General features: G+C 48.3%; 13 protein-coding genes and 1 rRNA gene. 9 read left to right on the top strand and 5 right to left on the bottom strand.

All coding sequences use genetic code 11. From position 1 onward, the window contains the following. The 6 genes from B5P39_RS23970 to B5P39_RS23945 all read left to right on the top strand — a co-directional run. Window positions 1-3,947, top strand: a 3,947-nt coding sequence (locus tag B5P39_RS23970; protein WP_140418353.1) for an Ig-like domain-containing protein, incomplete at its 5' end; no start/stop codon positions are given. A gap of 237 nt (window positions 3,948-4,184) precedes the next feature. After that, window positions 4,185-4,736: an ADP compounds hydrolase NudE gene (nudE, locus tag B5P39_RS23965; protein ID WP_037430523.1), complete on the top strand. Its 552-nt coding sequence runs from the start codon at window positions 4,185-4,187 to the stop codon at window positions 4,734-4,736. Between the two features lie 70 nt (window positions 4,737-4,806). Beyond that, window positions 4,807-5,619 (top strand): 3'(2'),5'-bisphosphate nucleotidase CysQ, encoded by an 813-nt coding sequence (cysQ, locus tag B5P39_RS23960; protein WP_088213148.1) that lies wholly within the window; start codon window positions 4,807-4,809, stop codon window positions 5,617-5,619. A 6-nt stretch (window positions 5,620-5,625) separates the two neighbouring features. After that, window positions 5,626-6,069, top strand: coding sequence for a GNAT family N-acetyltransferase (locus B5P39_RS23955; protein WP_047535773.1), 444 nt, complete (start codon window positions 5,626-5,628; stop codon window positions 6,067-6,069). Between the two features lie 228 nt (window positions 6,070-6,297). After that, window positions 6,298-6,909, top strand: a complete 612-nt coding sequence (locus tag B5P39_RS23950) for a TetR/AcrR family transcriptional regulator (protein WP_088213147.1) — start codon at window positions 6,298-6,300, stop codon at window positions 6,907-6,909. Beyond that, on the top strand, window positions 6,900-8,762 hold the full coding sequence (locus B5P39_RS23945) for an MFS transporter (protein ID WP_088213146.1): 1,863 nt from the start codon (window positions 6,900-6,902) through the stop codon (window positions 8,760-8,762). Before B5P39_RS23950 ends, B5P39_RS23945 begins: the two co-directional genes overlap by 10 nt. A gap of 55 nt (window positions 8,763-8,817) precedes the next feature. Here B5P39_RS23945 and mnmH read toward each other — a convergent pair whose 3' ends face one another. From mnmH to B5P39_RS23930, 3 genes are all read right to left on the bottom strand, one after another. Next, on the bottom strand, window positions 8,818-9,972 hold the full coding sequence (gene mnmH / locus B5P39_RS23940) for a tRNA 2-selenouridine(34) synthase MnmH (RefSeq protein ID WP_088213145.1): 1,155 nt from the start codon (window positions 9,970-9,972) through the stop codon (window positions 8,818-8,820). Next, window positions 9,972-11,030, bottom strand: coding sequence for a selenide, water dikinase SelD (gene selD, locus B5P39_RS23935; RefSeq protein ID WP_088213144.1), 1,059 nt, complete (start codon window positions 11,028-11,030; stop codon window positions 9,972-9,974). Before selD ends, mnmH begins: the two co-directional genes overlap by 1 nt. A 96-nt stretch (window positions 11,031-11,126) precedes the next feature. Beyond that, the gene (locus B5P39_RS23930) at window positions 11,127-12,233 is read right to left on the bottom strand and encodes an acyl-CoA desaturase (RefSeq protein WP_088213143.1); all 1,107 of its coding nucleotides are present in this window, start codon (window positions 12,231-12,233) and stop codon (window positions 11,127-11,129) included. Window positions 12,234-12,376: 143 nt separating this feature from the next. On the opposite strand from B5P39_RS23930, the gene fabR reads away from it, so the two are divergent. Further along, window positions 12,377-12,991, top strand: a complete 615-nt coding sequence (fabR, locus tag B5P39_RS23925) for an HTH-type transcriptional repressor FabR (RefSeq protein ID WP_011070594.1) — start codon at window positions 12,377-12,379, stop codon at window positions 12,989-12,991. 69 nt (window positions 12,992-13,060) lie between these two features. Here the strand turns inward: fabR and trmA are convergent, their stop codons facing one another. Next, window positions 13,061-14,158 (bottom strand): tRNA (uridine(54)-C5)-methyltransferase TrmA, encoded by a 1,098-nt coding sequence (gene trmA, locus B5P39_RS23920; RefSeq protein WP_088213142.1) that lies wholly within the window; start codon window positions 14,156-14,158, stop codon window positions 13,061-13,063. Window positions 14,159-14,302: 144 nt separating this feature from the next. Here trmA and murI point away from each other — a divergent pair, with 144 nt between their 5' ends. Beyond that, window positions 14,303-15,118 (top strand): glutamate racemase, encoded by an 816-nt coding sequence (murI, locus tag B5P39_RS23915; protein WP_088213149.1) that lies wholly within the window; start codon window positions 14,303-14,305, stop codon window positions 15,116-15,118. Between the two features lie 11 nt (window positions 15,119-15,129). Here the strand turns inward: murI and B5P39_RS23910 are convergent, their stop codons facing one another. After that, complete coding sequence (locus B5P39_RS23910) at window positions 15,130-15,594, bottom strand: RNA recognition motif domain-containing protein (protein ID WP_037430549.1); 465 nt, start codon at window positions 15,592-15,594, stop codon at window positions 15,130-15,132. A 666-nt stretch (window positions 15,595-16,260) separates the two neighbouring features. On the opposite strand from B5P39_RS23910, the gene B5P39_RS23905 reads away from it, so the two are divergent. Then, window positions 16,261-16,605, top strand: a 16S ribosomal RNA gene (locus B5P39_RS23905); the annotation flags it as partial.

Raw genomic sequence — 16,605 nt, 5'->3', positions numbered from 1 at the left:
TCAATACGGCGACGGGCGTGCTGAGTGGTACGCCAACTAACGCTAACGTTGGCAGTTATGCGGTATTGCTACGCGCCACGGATGTGGATGGCTTAACCGCAGACCAGAGCTTTACGATAGTGGTGGCAAACGTTAACGATGCACCAACCATCAGCTCAACCGCGGTGACCAACACCACCCAGGATGCGGCCTATAGCTACACCTTGGTGGCGACGGACAGCGACGTGGGCGACAGTCTCATCTTGAGCGCAGTGACCTTACCAAGCTGGCTGAACTTCAATACGGCTACGGGAGTGCTGAGTGGTACCCCAACTAACACTAATGTGGGCAGTCATGCGGTATTGCTTCGCGCCACGGATGTAGATGGCTTAACCGCAGACCAGAGCTTTACGATAGTGGTGGCAAACGTTAATGATGCACCGACTATCAGTTCGACGGCGTTAACGAGTGCGACTCAGGATGCGGCCTACAGCTACACCTTGGTAGCGACGGACAGCGATGTGGGGGACCGTCTCACCTTAAGCGCGGTGACCTTACCAAGCTGGCTAAACTTCAATGCAGCCACGGGCGTGCTGAGTGGTACCCCAACTAATGCTAACGTCGGCAGCCATGCAGTGGTACTACGGGCCACGGATGTGGATGGCTTAACCGCAGACCAGAGCTTTACGATAGTGGTGGCAAACGTTAATGATGCACCCATTGCGACCAATCAGACAGTGACTCTTGAGGAAGATAGTTCGCTGATGATCACGCTTGCCGCTGAGGATGCCGACAATGATCCTCTGACCTATGAGATCACCGCGCAACCAGCCTCTGGTACCTTAGAGCAACACGGTAGTGTCTGGCTTTATACACCTGAGAAGGATTTTAATGGTACCGACTCTATTGGCTTTATTGCCAAAGATGCGGAGTTAAGCTCAGAGCCTGCGACTGTCACCATTACGGTTACGCCAGTGAACGACGATCCTCAAGCTGTCGATGACAGCTATACCTTAACCAGTACCCCCAATGACACCTATACACTGACCGTATTGGCAAATGATGTGGATGTTGATGGGGACACCCTAACGATTGATGGCGCTGCTGCAGATATTGGCAGTGTGCAAATCACCTCAGATGGGCTCAGTTTTACCGCGCCCGAGGCTTATGTGGGGCCTGTGGCTCTGCGTTATACCATCAGCGATGGTCACAAAGGGCGGGCAACCGCCAAAGTGAATGTGCTGATTGAAGGCACTGACTCAGCGAGTCAACCTGTGTTCACTCTACCTGATGATGTTGAGGTGAATGCGACTGGCCTGTTTACGCGGGTGAAACTCGGTTTTGCCAAGGCGGTTGACCGTAATGGCCATCCATTGCCTGTGTCGCTGGTGAATAAGAGCTTGTTCTTCGCCCCTGGCAACTACTTAGCCTATTGGCAGGCAGTGGATGGCGAGGGTAATAAGGCGATTAAAGCGCAGAAAGTCAAAGTCAATCCATTGATTTCACTGAGCAAAGATCAAGTGGTAGCCGAAGGTAACCAAGTGACTGTGAGTGTTCATCTCAATGGTGAGGCGCCGAGTTATCCGCTGAGTATTCCATTCACAGTATCCGGTTCAGCCGATAGCAGCGACCATGATTTGGTTGATGGTGTTGTCGAGATAACCTCGGGACAGATGGCGGAAATCCACTTTACTACCCTGAATGATGGTGTGACTGAAGGGGATGAAGAGGTGCTTATCAGCCTAGATCCAAGCTTGAATCTTGGTAGTAAGCAGCAGACCCAAGTTGTGATTACCGAAGCTAATATTGCACCACAGGTCAGTTTGGCTGTGGCTCAAGCTGGCCAGCAGCAAGTCATTGTCGCGCAAAATGGCGGTGATGTGCATATCCGTGCCACAGCATCCGATGCCAATGAGCAAGATACATTAACGCTGACGTGGGCAAGCGGCGCGCTAAGTTTGCAAGCGGATTCGACAGGCATGGCATTCTCTCCAGCAGCTGTGACTCCGGGGATTTATCCCGTGAGCCTAACTGCCACCGATGATGGTTCGCCTGTGCTGTCGAGTACCGAAACAGTGTACATCGTAGTGCGTCCAAGTTTAGCCGCATTGACGAGTGCCGATACGGATGGCGATTTAATCCCCGATGTTCAAGAAGGCTATAGCGATAGCGATAGCGATGGTATTCCTGATTATTTGGATGCGAATAACGACTGTAATGTGATGCCTGAAGGTGAATTGCAGCCAGTTTACTTCTTGGCCGAAGGGCAGGCCGGTGTCTGTTTACGTTTGGGGAATATTGCCCTAAGACGTGGGCAGAGCGGCATGCAGCTACAACCTGAAGTCGTGACTGAAGATGCTTTAGCAGCCAATGTTGGTGGTATTTTCGACTTTATCGCGACGGGCCTACCACAACAGGGCCAAAGCTATAGCTTAGTATTACCACAACGCTCGCCCGTTCCTGCGAATGCCGTCTATCGCAAGTTCAATGCTCAAGCGGGCTGGCGAGACTTTGTGATTGATGCAAACAACACTGTTGCCAGTACCGAGGGTGAGCGTGGTTTCTGCCCGCCACCGGGGGATAGCCGTTGGACCCTAGGATTAACCGAAGGCCATTGGTGTGTGCAGTTGACTATCGAAGATGGCGGCCCTAACGATGATGATGGTGTGGCTAACCGTACTATTGTCGACCCAAGTGGCGTTGCTGTGATGCTTAATGGTAACCACTTGCCCGTCGCCAATCCCGACTCGGCAGCAATTGCCTGGAACCAAAGTATCGATGTGAACGTGCTTGCCAACGATACGGATAGCGATGGGGATAGTTTGAGCATCACTCAAGTGATTAGTGAGTTTGGTACTGCCACAGTGTTAGCTGATCAACGGCTCAGTTACACGCCGGCGGCAGACTTTATCGGCACCGATGTGTTGGTATATAGCATTACCGATGGCAAGGGCGGTACGGCAAGTAGTGAGTTGACGATCGTGGTGAATGGTAACACTGCACCTGTGACTGTCGATGACAGCGCCGCTACCGATGACCGTACCAGCTTGCTTGTCGATGTGCTGAGTAATGACACCGATGTGGATGGTAATACGTTGACCTTGTTAAGTGCGACGGCCCAACAGGGCACTGTGACTATCGAAGCCAATAAACTGCGCTATATCCCTAAAACAGGATTCGATGGTGTGGATACCGTGACCTATAGGATTAGCGATGGCCAAGGTGGTGAAGCGACGGGGCAGGTGCTTATCACAGTGAAAGCCTATCAAGAGGTCATTATCGATAATAAGTCAGGAGGAGGTAGTATGACCTTATGGGCGTTGGCATTTATCTTGGCATGGGCGATATTGCGTCGCCGAGAATTACAGCGATTGGCCTTAGGCTGCCTGTTATTGCTCAGTGTGACGCAACAGGCACAGGCAACCGACTGGTATGTTGAGGGTTTTATCGGCCAAGCGCAGGCCGATAAAACACTGCCTGAGTTAAACGCCCAAGTCGGAGAGGGACAACTCCTCAACGTCGATGACTCGGATACCGCATTTGGGGTGAGTCTAGGTTATCAATGGACGCCGATTGTGGCGTTGGAACTGGGCTATGCCGATTTTGGTGAAGGAACAGCGAGGATTAAGGGCGCGACGTTAACGCCAGCGCAATACCATGAGTTGGTGAAAACCGTCACCCCTGTGCTTGCCGATGGGGTCATGTTGGGCCTGAGATTTACCCTGCTGCAGCATCAAGGTTGGCGCTTTGAAGTACCCGTTGGCTTGTTCCATTGGCAAGCCGATATCAGCAGTACCATGGGCAATACCAGGATCAAGACCGACTTGGATGGCACTGATTGGTATGCGGGAGTGCGTTTTAGTTACCAATTCAGTGATGCTTGGTCCGTGGGGTTAGGTTATCAATACATAGATATCGAGCCGAATGACCTATTGAGTTATCAACTCAATCTGCGCTATCAGTTTTAAATGATGTCGACATAAAAAGGGGCTTAGCCCCTTTTTTGTTGGTGAATTTTCGCGGTAAAAAGCGAAAAGTTTTAACCGTTTCTCCTTTGTCTTGGCTGAGTATGTGATTTAAATCCCGTGGCTTGGGTGGTGGTCTTTGGAATAGCCGCACTAAATTCAGGTTGTAGATTAAAGACAGGATAGTAAGATTGTCACTTATCCTAGTTAGTTTGTTGCTATTTTTATCCAGGGGCAGTTATGTCGCAGCGGCACCATAAGCCGGAAATCTTACATACCGAAGTTGTCGCTAAGAGCCGCTTGTTTCAAATTGAACAGGTTCATCTTAAATTCTCCAACGGTGTCGAGCGCCAGTATGAGCGGATGAAGGGTGGTAGCCGAGGCGCTGTGATGGTGGTACCCATTCATCAAGGCAACATGCTGTTAGCCCGTGAATATGCCGCTGGAACAGATAATTACGAGCTAGGTTTTCCTAAGGGATTAATAGACCCTGGTGAGCAAGCTATCGAAGCGGCCAATCGAGAATTGCAGGAAGAAATTGGTTTTGGGGCCCGTAAGCTGACCCTGTTGAAAGAACTTAGCCTTGCGCCGGGTTATTTCTCTAGCAAGATGCAAATTTTCATAGCAGAAGATTTATATGAAAGCCGCCTCGAAGGCGATGAGCCAGAACCCATAGATGTGGTGCCTTGGGCGTTGGCCGAGTGGGAAGCGTTACTCGAAAATAGCGATTTTTCGGAATCCCGTAGTGTGAGCGCATTGTTTTTAGCGCAGAAACACCTACAACTTAAATAATCTTTTTTGTTATAGCATTCAGCAATTGAGTGCTTGTGGATCATTCGCGATGTTAGCGATTGGAGTGGTTATGAAGCCAGAAGAGTTAATCGACGAGGTGATTGCGATAGCAACGGATGCGGGGCGCACTATTCGTGAGATTTACCTTAAGGGTAATTTTGAGCGAGAGACTAAGTCTGATAATACCCCTGTCACCTCGGCGGACTTAGCGGCGAATCAGCTGATTTGTGAGCGCTTAGCCGCGTTGACGCCTGAGATTCCTATCTTGTCCGAAGAGGCTGCCGATATTCCCCTGAGTGAGCGTGAAGGCTGGAAACGTTATTGGTTAGTCGACCCTCTCGATGGCACGGGGGAGTTTATTGCCGGTAGTGGTGATTTTTCGGTGATCATTGCGTTGGTGGAGCACAATCGTCCAGTAATGGGCGTGGTCTATGTGCCGATGACGCAGGTGTGTTACTACGCCATCGCGGGATTAGGTGCCTATAAACGCACCGATAAGCAAGAAGTGCGTATCAGTAGTCGGCAAATTCAGCACCGTGAGCAAGTTTCCCTAAGGTTAGCGGTGAGTCGTCGTCAGGATCCTCAATCCGTGTTGACCCTGTTCAATCATCCTAAGCATTGTGAACTGGTGGTCATGGGCGGTGCGGCCTTGAAGAGTTGTCTGGTCGCCGAAGGACGCGCCGATTGTTATGTGCGAGTCGGGCCGACAGGTGAATGGGATACCGGCGCCGCGCAGATCATTATTGAGGAAGCGGGTGGTCAGCTCATGGATACCGAGCTGCAACCTTTGACTTATAACGAGCGTGAGACGCTTGAAAATCCTAACTTTATTGTTGTTGGTGCGCCAAATTTAGAGTGGGATAAAATTTTAATTGGTGAATAGGTTTACATGCAGTCGATTCGTCCAGTATTAAAGTCAGAGTTAGCCGATGTTTTTCAACTCGAACAGGCTATCTTTGGCGATCATTGTTATCCCGATTTTTTCTTCCGCCAAGGGTTTGATTGTTGGCCAGAGCAGTTTCTGGTTGCCGTAGACGCTGACGGGGAGCTTTTAGGCTATTTGCTCTGCGCTCAAAGTGGCGACCCTACCTGTATGTGGATCCTGTCCGTGGCGGTGAGTGAGCAAGCCCGCGGGCGAGGCATTGGTAAACAATTAATACAACAATGTTTAAGCCAAATACCACCTCTGGTTAAGCGGGTGGATTTAACTGTCGATCCCCATAATCCTGCCCATGGTTTATATCAGCGTTTAGGGTTTGTCGATACTGCCTTCGAAGCGGACTATTTTGGCGCTGGGGCCGACAGAGTCGTGATGAGTTATCACTGCCGCTAGGTAAAAGTTCAATCTCGAAATGGTGCCCTCAATTGAGGGCGTCATTTTTTATGCGTTAAAAGTTAAATTCCCTCCAAGGTTCGCATCGAGCGATTGCCCAGAGTTAGACTTTCTTCCCTCATTTTTATGCCTTTTACTTCATGCTGTACGCAAAATAAACTTATTTTGAACGTTGTTTTTTATTTTTCAGGCTGTTAATCTGACACCATTCAACAGGGAGTGAGACCTATGGCGAGACGCAAAGAACATAGTCATGATGAGATTCGTGCTATGGCAATAGAAGCAGCAATGGCACTGCTGCAACAGCAAGGGACACAAGAACTGAGTTTACGCAAGATTGCAAGCCAGATTGGCTATGTGCCGAGTACCTTAATCAATATCTTTGGTAGCTATAACTACCTTTTGTTAGCCGTTTCTGAGGCAACGCTGCAGGCGCTGATGCATGAGCTCTCCGAGGTAAATGCAGATAATAGTCGCAATCAGATCATCAGTATGGCGCAAAAATACGCTGAGTTTGCCCATGCGCAGCGCCAATGTTTTAAGTTGGTATTTGAACTGCAGCTACTCGACTCCGAACCTTTGCCCGAATCCCAAGGCCAACTTATTGCGGGTTTATTCAGTTTAATTGAGCGTGAGTTAGCCCTATTGTTCCCCAATAAGACTGCTGAGCAGCAACTTCAAATGAGTCGAGTGCTTTGGGGCGGCATCCACGGACTCACCGCCTTATCACTGGATAATAAATTGTTTGCCGATACGGCATCTTTACCCGCTTTACTAGAGAGTCATGTGACAGGGTATTTACAGGGAATGGGTTATCAGAGGGAAAAATCATGCTGCTAACAAAACGTTTTTTACCGTATTTCGCAACCCAATGTCTGGGCGCACTTAACGACAATATCTATAAAAATGTGTTGCTGTTGCTCGTCACCTTCAGCCAAGTCAATGATTTACCCATTAGCGTCGACATGTTTGTTAATTTGGCTGCAGGGGTCTTTATCCTGCCGTTTTTCCTGTTCTCTGCCCATGCTGGCGTCGTGGCCGACAATATGGATAAAGCCAAACTTATCCGTCGCTTAAAACTGCTCGAAGTCATCATTATGTTCAGCGCCGCACTCGCTATTGTGAGTGAGAATTACATGATGATGTTATTACTGCTGTTTTTAACCGGTAGCCAGTCAGCCTATTTTGGGCCAGTCAAATATTCCCTCTTGCCTCAAGCCTTAAAAGAGGATGAGTTAGTGACGGGCAATGCCTGGGTTGAGATGGGGACGTTTTTGTCTATCTTGATCGGTACCTTGAGTGCCGGGATTTTAGTGTCTGAAAACAACGCCACTTTGTGGTCGGCCATCACGGTCGCAGCCCTTGCCTTGGCGGGGTATTTGTCTAGCCGTGCGATCCCTGCTTTACCGCCACAGGGCACAGTTCAGAAAATCCAATTTCGGCCATTATCTGGCACTTGGCGCACCATTAAGAAGGCACGCCAAACGCCTTCGATTTGGATGGCCATCCTCGCCATTAGCTGGTTCTGGTTTTTGGGGGCGACATATCTGACCCAATTCCCTAACTTTGCCAAGCTGCATTTGCACTCTGGTGCGACAGTGGTGTCGCTGCTACTGGGAATGTTCTCTATTGGGATTGCGGTGGGCTCCTTTGTCTGTGAGCGTTTTTCCTTTGGCCATGTGGAGTTAGGCTTGTTGCCCTTTGGGGTGCTCGGGTTAACCGTGTTTGGTGTGGACTTGCTGTGGGCGATTCCGCCAGCACCGGCGGATGCTAGTTTTGTTTATGGCTTACAAAGCTTTATTGCCGAGCAGAAGCATTATCGAGTGATGCTGGACTTCTTTATGATTGGTGTCAGCGGAGGTCTGTTTATCGTGCCTCTGTACGCCTTTATTCAAGCGCGTTCTGCGAAGGGAGAATGTGCGCAAGCGATTGCCGCGAATAACATTATGAACTCACTGTTTATGGTGGCGTCGTCGTTGTTGTCTATGCTGTTACTCGGTGTGGCTGGTTGGAGTATTCCACAGTTATTCTTACTGTTGGCGGTGATGAACTTTGTGGTTGCGCTTTATGTCTATTCGCAGGTGCCTGAGTTTACACAACGATTTATCAGTTACTTACTCAGCCATGTGATGTATCGGGTGACTGTGACTGGGCGAGAAAAGATCCCTAAGGAAGGTGCAGGGATTATCGTCTGTAACCATGTGAGCTATGTGGATGCGTTGATCATTATGGGCGCGTCGACCCGGCCGATTCGTTTTGTGATGGATAAATCGATCAGTGAAATTCCGGTGCTGAAATATCTGTTCCGCCATGCAGGAGTGATTCCGATTTGTTCGCCGCGCCAGAGTGAGGCGACTTACAATCAAGCTTTTGAATCAATTCATGAGGCGTTAGCGAATGGCGAGTTGGTGTGTATCTTCCCTGAAGGGCGTTTAACCCCCGATGGTGAGCTCGGCGAGTTTCGCCCCGGTATAGATAAAATCCTCGCTCGCGATCCCGTGCCAGTGATCCCTATGGCGCTCAATGGACTGTGGGGTTCTTACTTTAGTCATAAAGATGGCCATGCATTGACTACAATGCCTAAACGCTTCTGGTCCAAGGTATTGGTGAGTTTAACGGATGTGGTGGATGGGCAAAATGCTGATCGGCACTCGCTCAGGGATAGTGTCGCAAATCTACTCAATAAGCATTAAGTTAACGAGATGGATAAAGAAAACCGTGGGCAGTTCGCACACGGTTTTCTTGTTTTTAGCGGTTTGAGTGGTGGCTATCCAACGGATTGTTATTCCGATGATAGTTATCCCGCTGATAGTTATCCAGCCACTCATGCATGGCTTGGTGACCTCCCCTAAACAGAATATTGCCGGCTTTCTTTTGCAACTGGTATTCGTACATGGGGTCGTAATATTTGTGCAGTAGCATACTTATCCAGGCCAAATGTTGTGAAGTTTGGTTTTGATTAAGTTGTTGCGATAGCGCATTTTGCATCATGTCTTGTAACTCTTGATATTGCTTACCGCCTAGGCGTTTGCGAATGCTGCCAAGACTCTGTAAGAGGTAGTGGCTAAAGGCTTCGAAACCTGCCTCTAAGCCGAGACGCTCGCTAAATCCTCGGTGCATTTTATGAACGTATTCATCGAGTAAACGAGTTAGCCTGATGCCATCGTCTTCTTCGAGTACCAGAATATCGGCCGTCTGCATTGCGCTATAAAAGCGTTGCGGCAACGCTGAGCGGCCAATCAAAAAGCTTTCATCCTCGAGCAACAAACAGGCGTGATTGCCTAATTGATGGTGTAACAGGGCAATGGCGAGCTGATTTTCAAAGTTAATTTGTGTCGGTTGTGGGTCGATGTTTTTACCAAAGCTCGAGCCTCTGTGATTGGCTATGCCTTCGAGATCAATCGCTTCTTTACGTAGTCTTAATAAATCGGTTTTGCCGCTTCCCGTCATACCGCTCAGGCTTAGCAAAGGTTGCAGACTTGGCGCCGCCTCAATTACACCAATTAAATATTGGCGCATACCTTTGTAGCCGCCTTGCACATAAGGTACGGAAACACCAGCCTCTTGCAGCCACTGCTGAGTTAATTGTGAGCGCAGCCCGCCACGAAAGCAGCAAAGGTAAGCTTCGGGGTGAGTCGATAAAAAGTTTAACCAGGCATCAATACGCTGCTGTTTTACCACGCCATGTACGAGGGAGTGGCCCAAGGCTATTGCAGCTTGCTGACCTTGCTCTTTATAACAAGTGCCGACTTTTTCCCTTTCCTTATCAACCATTAACGGTAGATTTATCGAGGAGGGAAAGGCGCCGCGATTAAATTCAATCGGCGCCCTTAAGTCGATTAATGGCTGCCCAGCAATAAAGATATCGTGATATTGCTGGGCGGGAATGATCATCGCTGACATTAACACAGCACTACATTAGCGGTGGAGGTGGGCGTTTTTAATGAGCCAATACAGATAGGCTCTATCTGATGTGCATTAAGCAGTGCCACCAGTTCCGCTTCGGCATCACTCGACACTGCCACTAACAAGCCGCCACTGGTTTGTGGGTCACACAATATGGCTTTTTGATGATCGGTAAGTACGGGTAAGTGTTCACCATAACTGTCGTAGTTACGGTGGGTGCCACCTGGAATACAGCCTTGCGCTAGATAGTCGAGGGCGCGGGGTAAGAGTGGCACGGCATCCAGATTAAGTTTAGCGGTGAGTTTAGCACCTTGACAGACCTCAAGTAGATGGCCCGCCAGCCCAAAACCTGTGACATCGGTGAGGGCGTTCACGCCTTTAATCTTAGCGATTTTGGCGCCTATACTATTGAGCTGGCACATCGCATTCACCGCAATTTGGCTATCTTCGTCTTTGAGCTTCTTCTGCTTTTGTGCCGTGGTAAGAATGCCAATACCGATAGGTTTAGTGAGATACAAACGATCGCCCGCTTTTGCGGTATCGTTTTGTTTTAAATCCGTCAGGGCGATTTGCCCTGTGACCGCAAGGCCGAAGATTGGCTCAGGCGCATCGATACTATGACCACCGGCCAGCATTATCCCAGCTTCCATACAGGCTTGACGGCCACCATCGACCACTTGTTGCGCGATCTCGGCGGGAAGCTTGTTTACTGGCCAGCCTAGAATCGCAATCGCCATCATGGGCGTGCCGCCCATGGCATAGATATCGCTAATGGCATTGGTGGCGGCGATGCGGCCAAAGGTAAAGGGGTCATCTACGATTGGCATAAAAAAGTCGGTGGTACTGATAATGCCAATTTCATCATTGAGCTTGTAAACGGCTGCATCATCACGGCTTTGATTGCCGACCAACAGGTTAGGATCGGTGAATACAGGCAGCTGCGAGGCAAGAATGGTGGTCAGTACTTTAGGGGAAATTTTACAGCCGCAACCGGCACCATGACTATATTCGGTGAGTTTAATGCTATCGGTTGGAGATACTGCACAATTCGACATGAGCCTAACATCCTGTAAAAAGTGAATGAGGCATCATAATAATAGGATACGGCCACCATGCAAGGCGGCCGTATGATTTTTACCGATAATTGTGGCCTAGCTATAAGTTGCAGTCAGGCTCTTCCAGCTTTTTTGCTGATTCAGGAGTCGGGTTTTTAGCTCTTCGACTTGCTGCAATAATTGCTGATCGACCAGTTGCTTACGTTTGGCCTCTAACAGTGCCTTTTGGGCTTGATAATATTCGAGTAAGTGTTGTTTCATCAACTCATACTCTTGTTGAATTTTTTCAATAATTTCATCGGCATTTGGCAAATTGAGCACTTTGCTTTTAGCATGCAGCAGTTGCATTTGTAAGCGGGCACTCTCGATTCGCTCCTGCGGACTCGTGCGTAAGTCTTTGGCTAAACCCACCCAAGATAACGCCTTAATCAACCACTTAGTCGGATCGTAATGCCACCATTTAATCCCGTTACGATAATCGTTTTCGAAGATATGGTGGAAATTATGGTAACCCTCACCGTAGGTCAACATCGCCAGAAAACCGTTGTCACGGGCGGTGTTTTTATCGGTATAGGGTTGGCTACCCCACACGTGGGCGAGGGAATTGATAAAGAAGGTGCAGTGATGCACAACGACTAAGCGCAGTAATCCCGCCATCAGCAACATGCCTGCGATATTGCCAGTGAACCAGCCGAGTAGCGCAGGCAAACCAATGTTCATCAGAATGACGAGGGCGAGATAGTGCTTGTGTTGCCACATCACGATACGGTCGTTTTGTAAATCACGCACGTTTTGGTAGTCATGGTAACGCTGGGCTTGGTATTCGCGCAGCATCCAACCGATATGGCTGTACCAGAAACCCATGTTGGCGGAGTAAGGATCTTTGTCATTGTCATCGACATGCTTATGGTGCACTCGATGATCGGATGCCCAATGTAACGCACTGTTTTGTAATGCTAATGCACCACCAAGTGCGTAGATGAAACGTATTACAGGGTGTGCCTTATAGGCTTTATGTGACCAGAGTCTATGGTAACCCGCAGTGATCGACAGGCCACTGGCAAAGGCTAATACCACAAAAGCGATCCATTCGCTGGCAGCGTAACCGTGGGCTAGGCCATACCAAGGAACGAGGATTACCGCACTGAGAAAGGTTAGGCTAAATAGGGTGACATTAAGCCAGATGATAGGGGGTTTATTCATTATAGTTTCCAATATCCGCATTTGAGCGTACAACTGTAAGCTAATTTAGCCCAGCAATCTTGTTTGGTCAAGGTGGATAGGGCTGTGTTTCAATCGCAAAAGCGGTATTATCGCGTCATTACATTCAGTTAGCGGATTCAAGAATGGGTATTCGTGCACAGCAAAAAGAGAAAACTCGGCGGGCTCTAGTCGATGCGGCCTTTAATCAGCTCAGTGCTGAGCGGAGCTTCTCTAGCTTAAGTTTGCGAGAAGTGGCGAGGGAAGCCAACATTGCGCCCACATCCTTTTATCGTCATTTTAAGGATATGAATGAGCTTGGGTTGACCATGGTCGATGAAGGCGGGCTCACCCTAAGACAGATGATGCGAAAGGGGCGGCAACGTGCCGAAGCCGGGGGCAGTGTGATCCGCATTTCTGTGGATACCTTTATGGAAGTACTTGATTCTAACCCAAACGTTTTCAGAATATTACTGCATGAGCGTTCAGGTACCTCTGCGGCCTTCCGCGCCGCGGTAGCCCGCGAGATTGAACATTTTATTTCTGAACTGGCCCATTACACTGAAGCGACGGCGGGCCGTACGCCTATGCTGGCCAGAGCACAGGCAGAAGCGCTCGTGACCTTAGTGTTTAACGCCGGAGCGTCGGCACTGGATATGAAGCGTGCCGATCGTAAAGTGCTTGCCGATCAACTGGTGATGCAATTACGTATGGTGGCTAAGGGTGCCGAAGCCTTACAACATAAGGTTGAGCATCGTTAAGTGAGATTGTGATTTAGTCCAAAAATAAAGGAGCCATTGGCTCCTTTATTTTTAGGTACATAGAGTCGCTTAACGACGCTCAAGCAGTACACCTGTTTCCATATGATCGGTATAAGGGAACTGATCAAACAGGGCAAAACGGGTGACTTTATGAGTCTGATTTAATTGCTGCAAATTGTCTTTCAAGGTGTCGGGATTACAAGAGATATACAGGATCCGCTCATAACCTTCCACTAACTCCAACGTCGCAGGGTCAATACCTGCTCGTGGTGGGTCGACAAAAATGGTGTTGCAGACATAGCTATCCAAATCTATGCCTTCTAAGCGTCTAAAGCTGCGTTTTTTCGCCATGGCATCGCTAAATTCTTCCGCCGACATACGGATAATCTGCAGATTATCGATATTGTTGACTTCGATATTGTACTGGGCTGCATCGACTGAAGGTTTAGCCAACTCGGTCGCGAGCACGCGATTAAAGTTTTGTGCCAACGCGATGGAGAAGTTGCCATTACCACAGTAGAGCTCCAGTAAATCGCCTTGGCTATTTTGAGTCACGTCGATAGCCCATTCCAGCATCTTGATTGCTACCTTGGCATTTGGCTGGGTAAAGCTGTTTTCGATTTGTTTGTAATGGAAAACTCTGTCATTCACTTGCAGTGACTCAACCACAAAGTCTTTATCTAAATCGATTTTCTGTTTGCGCGCACGGCCAATGATATTGACCTTAAATTGGCTGCTCAATCTGGCTTTAAGTGCAGCGGCTTCGCTGCGCCATTGATCATCAAGCTGTCTGTGATACAGCAGTGACACTAAAATCTCACCACTGAGCGTTGATAAAAAATCAACCTGAAAGAGTTTATGGCGTAAGCTGTGGTTCGGTTTTAACTCGGCGATCAGAGCCGCCATCATCTGATTGATTAAGGCACTCGCGGGTAAGTATTGATCGCAACGAACTTTGTCGTTCAATACTTTATCGAACATGTAATAGTATAAATCGTCGCCCTCGTGCCATACGCGAAACTCGGCACGCATCCGATAGTGGGCAGGTTCTGAGGCAAACACTTCAACACTCGGTGTCTCAAATTGGGCAAAGGCCTGCTCTAGCTTGATACGCTTTGCAGTCAGTTGCGCATCATAGGTCGTGGGATCCATTGCTGCTAAATTCATTGTTGATTCACCGTGGCTGTAAATTGGGGCGCAAATTTTATACTAGGTGACACGAATGTCCAGCATCTTGGTTTTGCGGTTTGAGCAAAGCTGTGGGAAAATCCGCCCGCGCATGGGGCGAAGAAGAATTAACTGGAGATGGGCTTGTCGCAACCAATATTAGTATTCGATTCTGGCATCGGCGGTCTATCCGTATTAGCAGAAATTCGCAAACTGCTTCCTCACCATGATTACTGCTATTTATTCGATAATGCCAGATTGCCCTATGGCGAGTTGGAAGAGCAGGAACTTGTCTCGGGTTGTGTCGCGCTAATCGACCAAGTCGTAGAGCGTACCCATGCAGCTATTGTTGTCGTTGCCTGCAATACCGCGAGTACGGTTGTGCTGCCCGCGCTGCGTGCCACTCTATCTATTCCTGTGGTGGGAGTTGTCCCCGCCATTAAACCCGCGGCGCAGTTATCTAAAAGTAAGCGTATTGGTTTGCTTGCCACCCCAGGTACGGTAAAGCGCCACTATACTCACGAACTCATTAGCCAATTTGCCGATGACTGCCATGTAGAGCTGTTCGGATGTTCGGAATTAGTACTGATGGCCGAGCAGAAGATTGCCACTGGTCAGCTGGATATGATGCGATTAACGCAGATATTGTCGCCGATTGTCGAGGCGGAGTTAGATGTATTGGTACTTGGATGTACTCATTTCCCAATGATGCGTGATGAATTGCAGCAGGTATTGGGTCAAGGTATGACTCTGCTTGATTCAGGTGAGGCAATAGCTAAACGAGTCAAAACACTGTTAGCTACTAAGAGCGAACAGCAAGGTCTAAAAGACGCGCACCAAGATTCGGTTATGCAGGCGTTTTATACTAAAGCGGAAATCAGTGAGGGATTGATGACTATGTTAGTCGATTGTGGCTTTTCGGCCCTAGAGCGAATCACCACAATCAAGCAGAACGGATAAGCTAACGAAGGTTATTCATCAGTACCTGTACGGTCGGCAGCTTCCGAATCTTGAGTCTTAGCTTCTCTAACCTTTAAGGTTCTTTCTTGGAAGTTAAAGTCATTTAGCTTAACCATTGCTTTTTGAGCACCTGCTTCGGACATTTCAACAAAACCGAAGCCTTTACGGCGGCCTGTTTTACGATCTCGAACTAAACGGACTGAATTGACTGGGCCGAATTCACCAAACAAGACTTTCACTTCTCCCTCATGCACACGATAAGGCAAGTTACCTACATAGAGTGTCATTGTCGGGCCGACATATTGTTCATCAGCAGCTTGAGTGGTCCCTAAATCAGGGACAAATTTAAAGATAAGCGTAGTAATAATCACGCCAGCAACAAAGGCGATGTAAGCGGGTAATGTTGTTGCAAATTGAGATAGCGCAATTGCGCCAAGAATGGCAATAACCAAAACAATAAGAAATGACTTTTGCATATAAATGCTCTCTGAATGAAATAGAAAATGATAAATAACTGTTAACAGCAAGTCATATGGTAATGAATTATTTACTTTTACACTAGACTGCTGCCGAAAAATTGAGCGCGAATTATCATTTATCAGATAAAAACTTACATCAAAATTGAATAACCAAGCCAAAATAGATAAAAAATAAACATAATGCTTAAAATGTCGGCGTACAGTCTTTAGGGGCTAAAAAAGCACTTGCACAAAAAGTTCCGCTGCCTATAATGCGCATCCACTGACACGGCAGACAGCGATACGCAGTTGCAAGTGCCAGTTCATCGAGTGATTCAGTACTTGATGAGCGAAAAGAAAGTTTAAAAAAACTACTTGACGCAAAAACGGGAATGCGTAGAATACGCAGCCCTGACCCGCTGAAATCACTTTTGATAAAGCTGGTGGTCAACGCTCTTTAACAATTTATCAAGCAAATCTGTGTGGACACTCACAGGTGTTGAGTTAATCGAAATTACTCTGCCGCTTGGCGAGTAATCAAAGAATTAAATCAATGAATGAGTGTTCATAGCAATATGTACATACAGTAATGTATGAATTGAAACGCGATGCTTCTTAGTGAGCAAAGCGAATCAAAACAGTAGAATTCATTGAGTCGTTTAACGTGAGTTAAACAAAAAACTTTAATTGAAGAGTTTGATCATGGCTCAGATTGAACGCTGGCGGCAGGCCTAACACATGCAAGTCGAGCGGCAGCACAAGGGAGTTTACTCCTGAGGTGGCGAGCGGCGGACGGGTGAGTAATGCCTAGGGATCTGCCCAGTCGAGGGGGATAACAGTTGGAAACGACTGCTAATACCGCATACGCCCTACGGGGGAAAGAGGGGGACCTTCGGGCCTCTCGCGATTGGATGAACCTAGGTGGGATTAGCTAGTTGGTGAGGTAATGGCTCACCAAGGCGACGATCCCTAGCTGTTCTGAGAGGATGATCAGCCACACTGGGACTGAGACACGGCCCAGACTCCTAC

Source organism: Shewanella sp. Shew256 (assembly GCF_002196695.1).
In the GTDB taxonomy this organism is placed as follows: Bacteria; Pseudomonadota; Gammaproteobacteria; order Enterobacterales; family Shewanellaceae; genus Shewanella; species Shewanella mangrovisoli.
This window is presented reverse-complemented; position numbering and strand designations above follow the sequence as displayed.

Bases quoted from the DNA above. Each gene is read 5' to 3' on its own strand.
- selD (WP_088213144.1), bottom strand. From the start codon at position 11,030: ATGTCGAATTGTGCAGTATCTCCAACCGATAGCATTAAACTCACCGAA.
- B5P39_RS23945 (WP_088213146.1), top strand. From the start codon at position 6,900: ATGCTGCTAACAAAACGTTTTTTACCGTATTTCGCAACCCAATGTCTG.
- trmA (WP_088213142.1), bottom strand. From the start codon at position 14,158: ATGAATTTAGCAGCAATGGATCCCACGACCTATGATGCGCAACTGACT.
- B5P39_RS23910 (WP_037430549.1), bottom strand. From the start codon at position 15,594: ATGCAAAAGTCATTTCTTATTGTTTTGGTTATTGCCATTCTTGGCGCA.
- nudE (WP_037430523.1), top strand. From the start codon at position 4,185: ATGTCGCAGCGGCACCATAAGCCGGAAATCTTACATACCGAAGTTGTC.
- cysQ (WP_088213148.1), top strand. From the start codon at position 4,807: ATGAAGCCAGAAGAGTTAATCGACGAGGTGATTGCGATAGCAACGGAT.
- mnmH (WP_088213145.1), bottom strand. From the start codon at position 9,972: ATGTCAGCGATGATCATTCCCGCCCAGCAATATCACGATATCTTTATT.
- B5P39_RS23955 (WP_047535773.1), top strand. From the start codon at position 5,626: ATGCAGTCGATTCGTCCAGTATTAAAGTCAGAGTTAGCCGATGTTTTT.
- B5P39_RS23950 (WP_088213147.1), top strand. From the start codon at position 6,298: ATGGCGAGACGCAAAGAACATAGTCATGATGAGATTCGTGCTATGGCA.
- B5P39_RS23930 (WP_088213143.1), bottom strand. From the start codon at position 12,233: ATGAATAAACCCCCTATCATCTGGCTTAATGTCACCCTATTTAGCCTA.
- fabR (WP_011070594.1), top strand. From the start codon at position 12,377: ATGGGTATTCGTGCACAGCAAAAAGAGAAAACTCGGCGGGCTCTAGTC.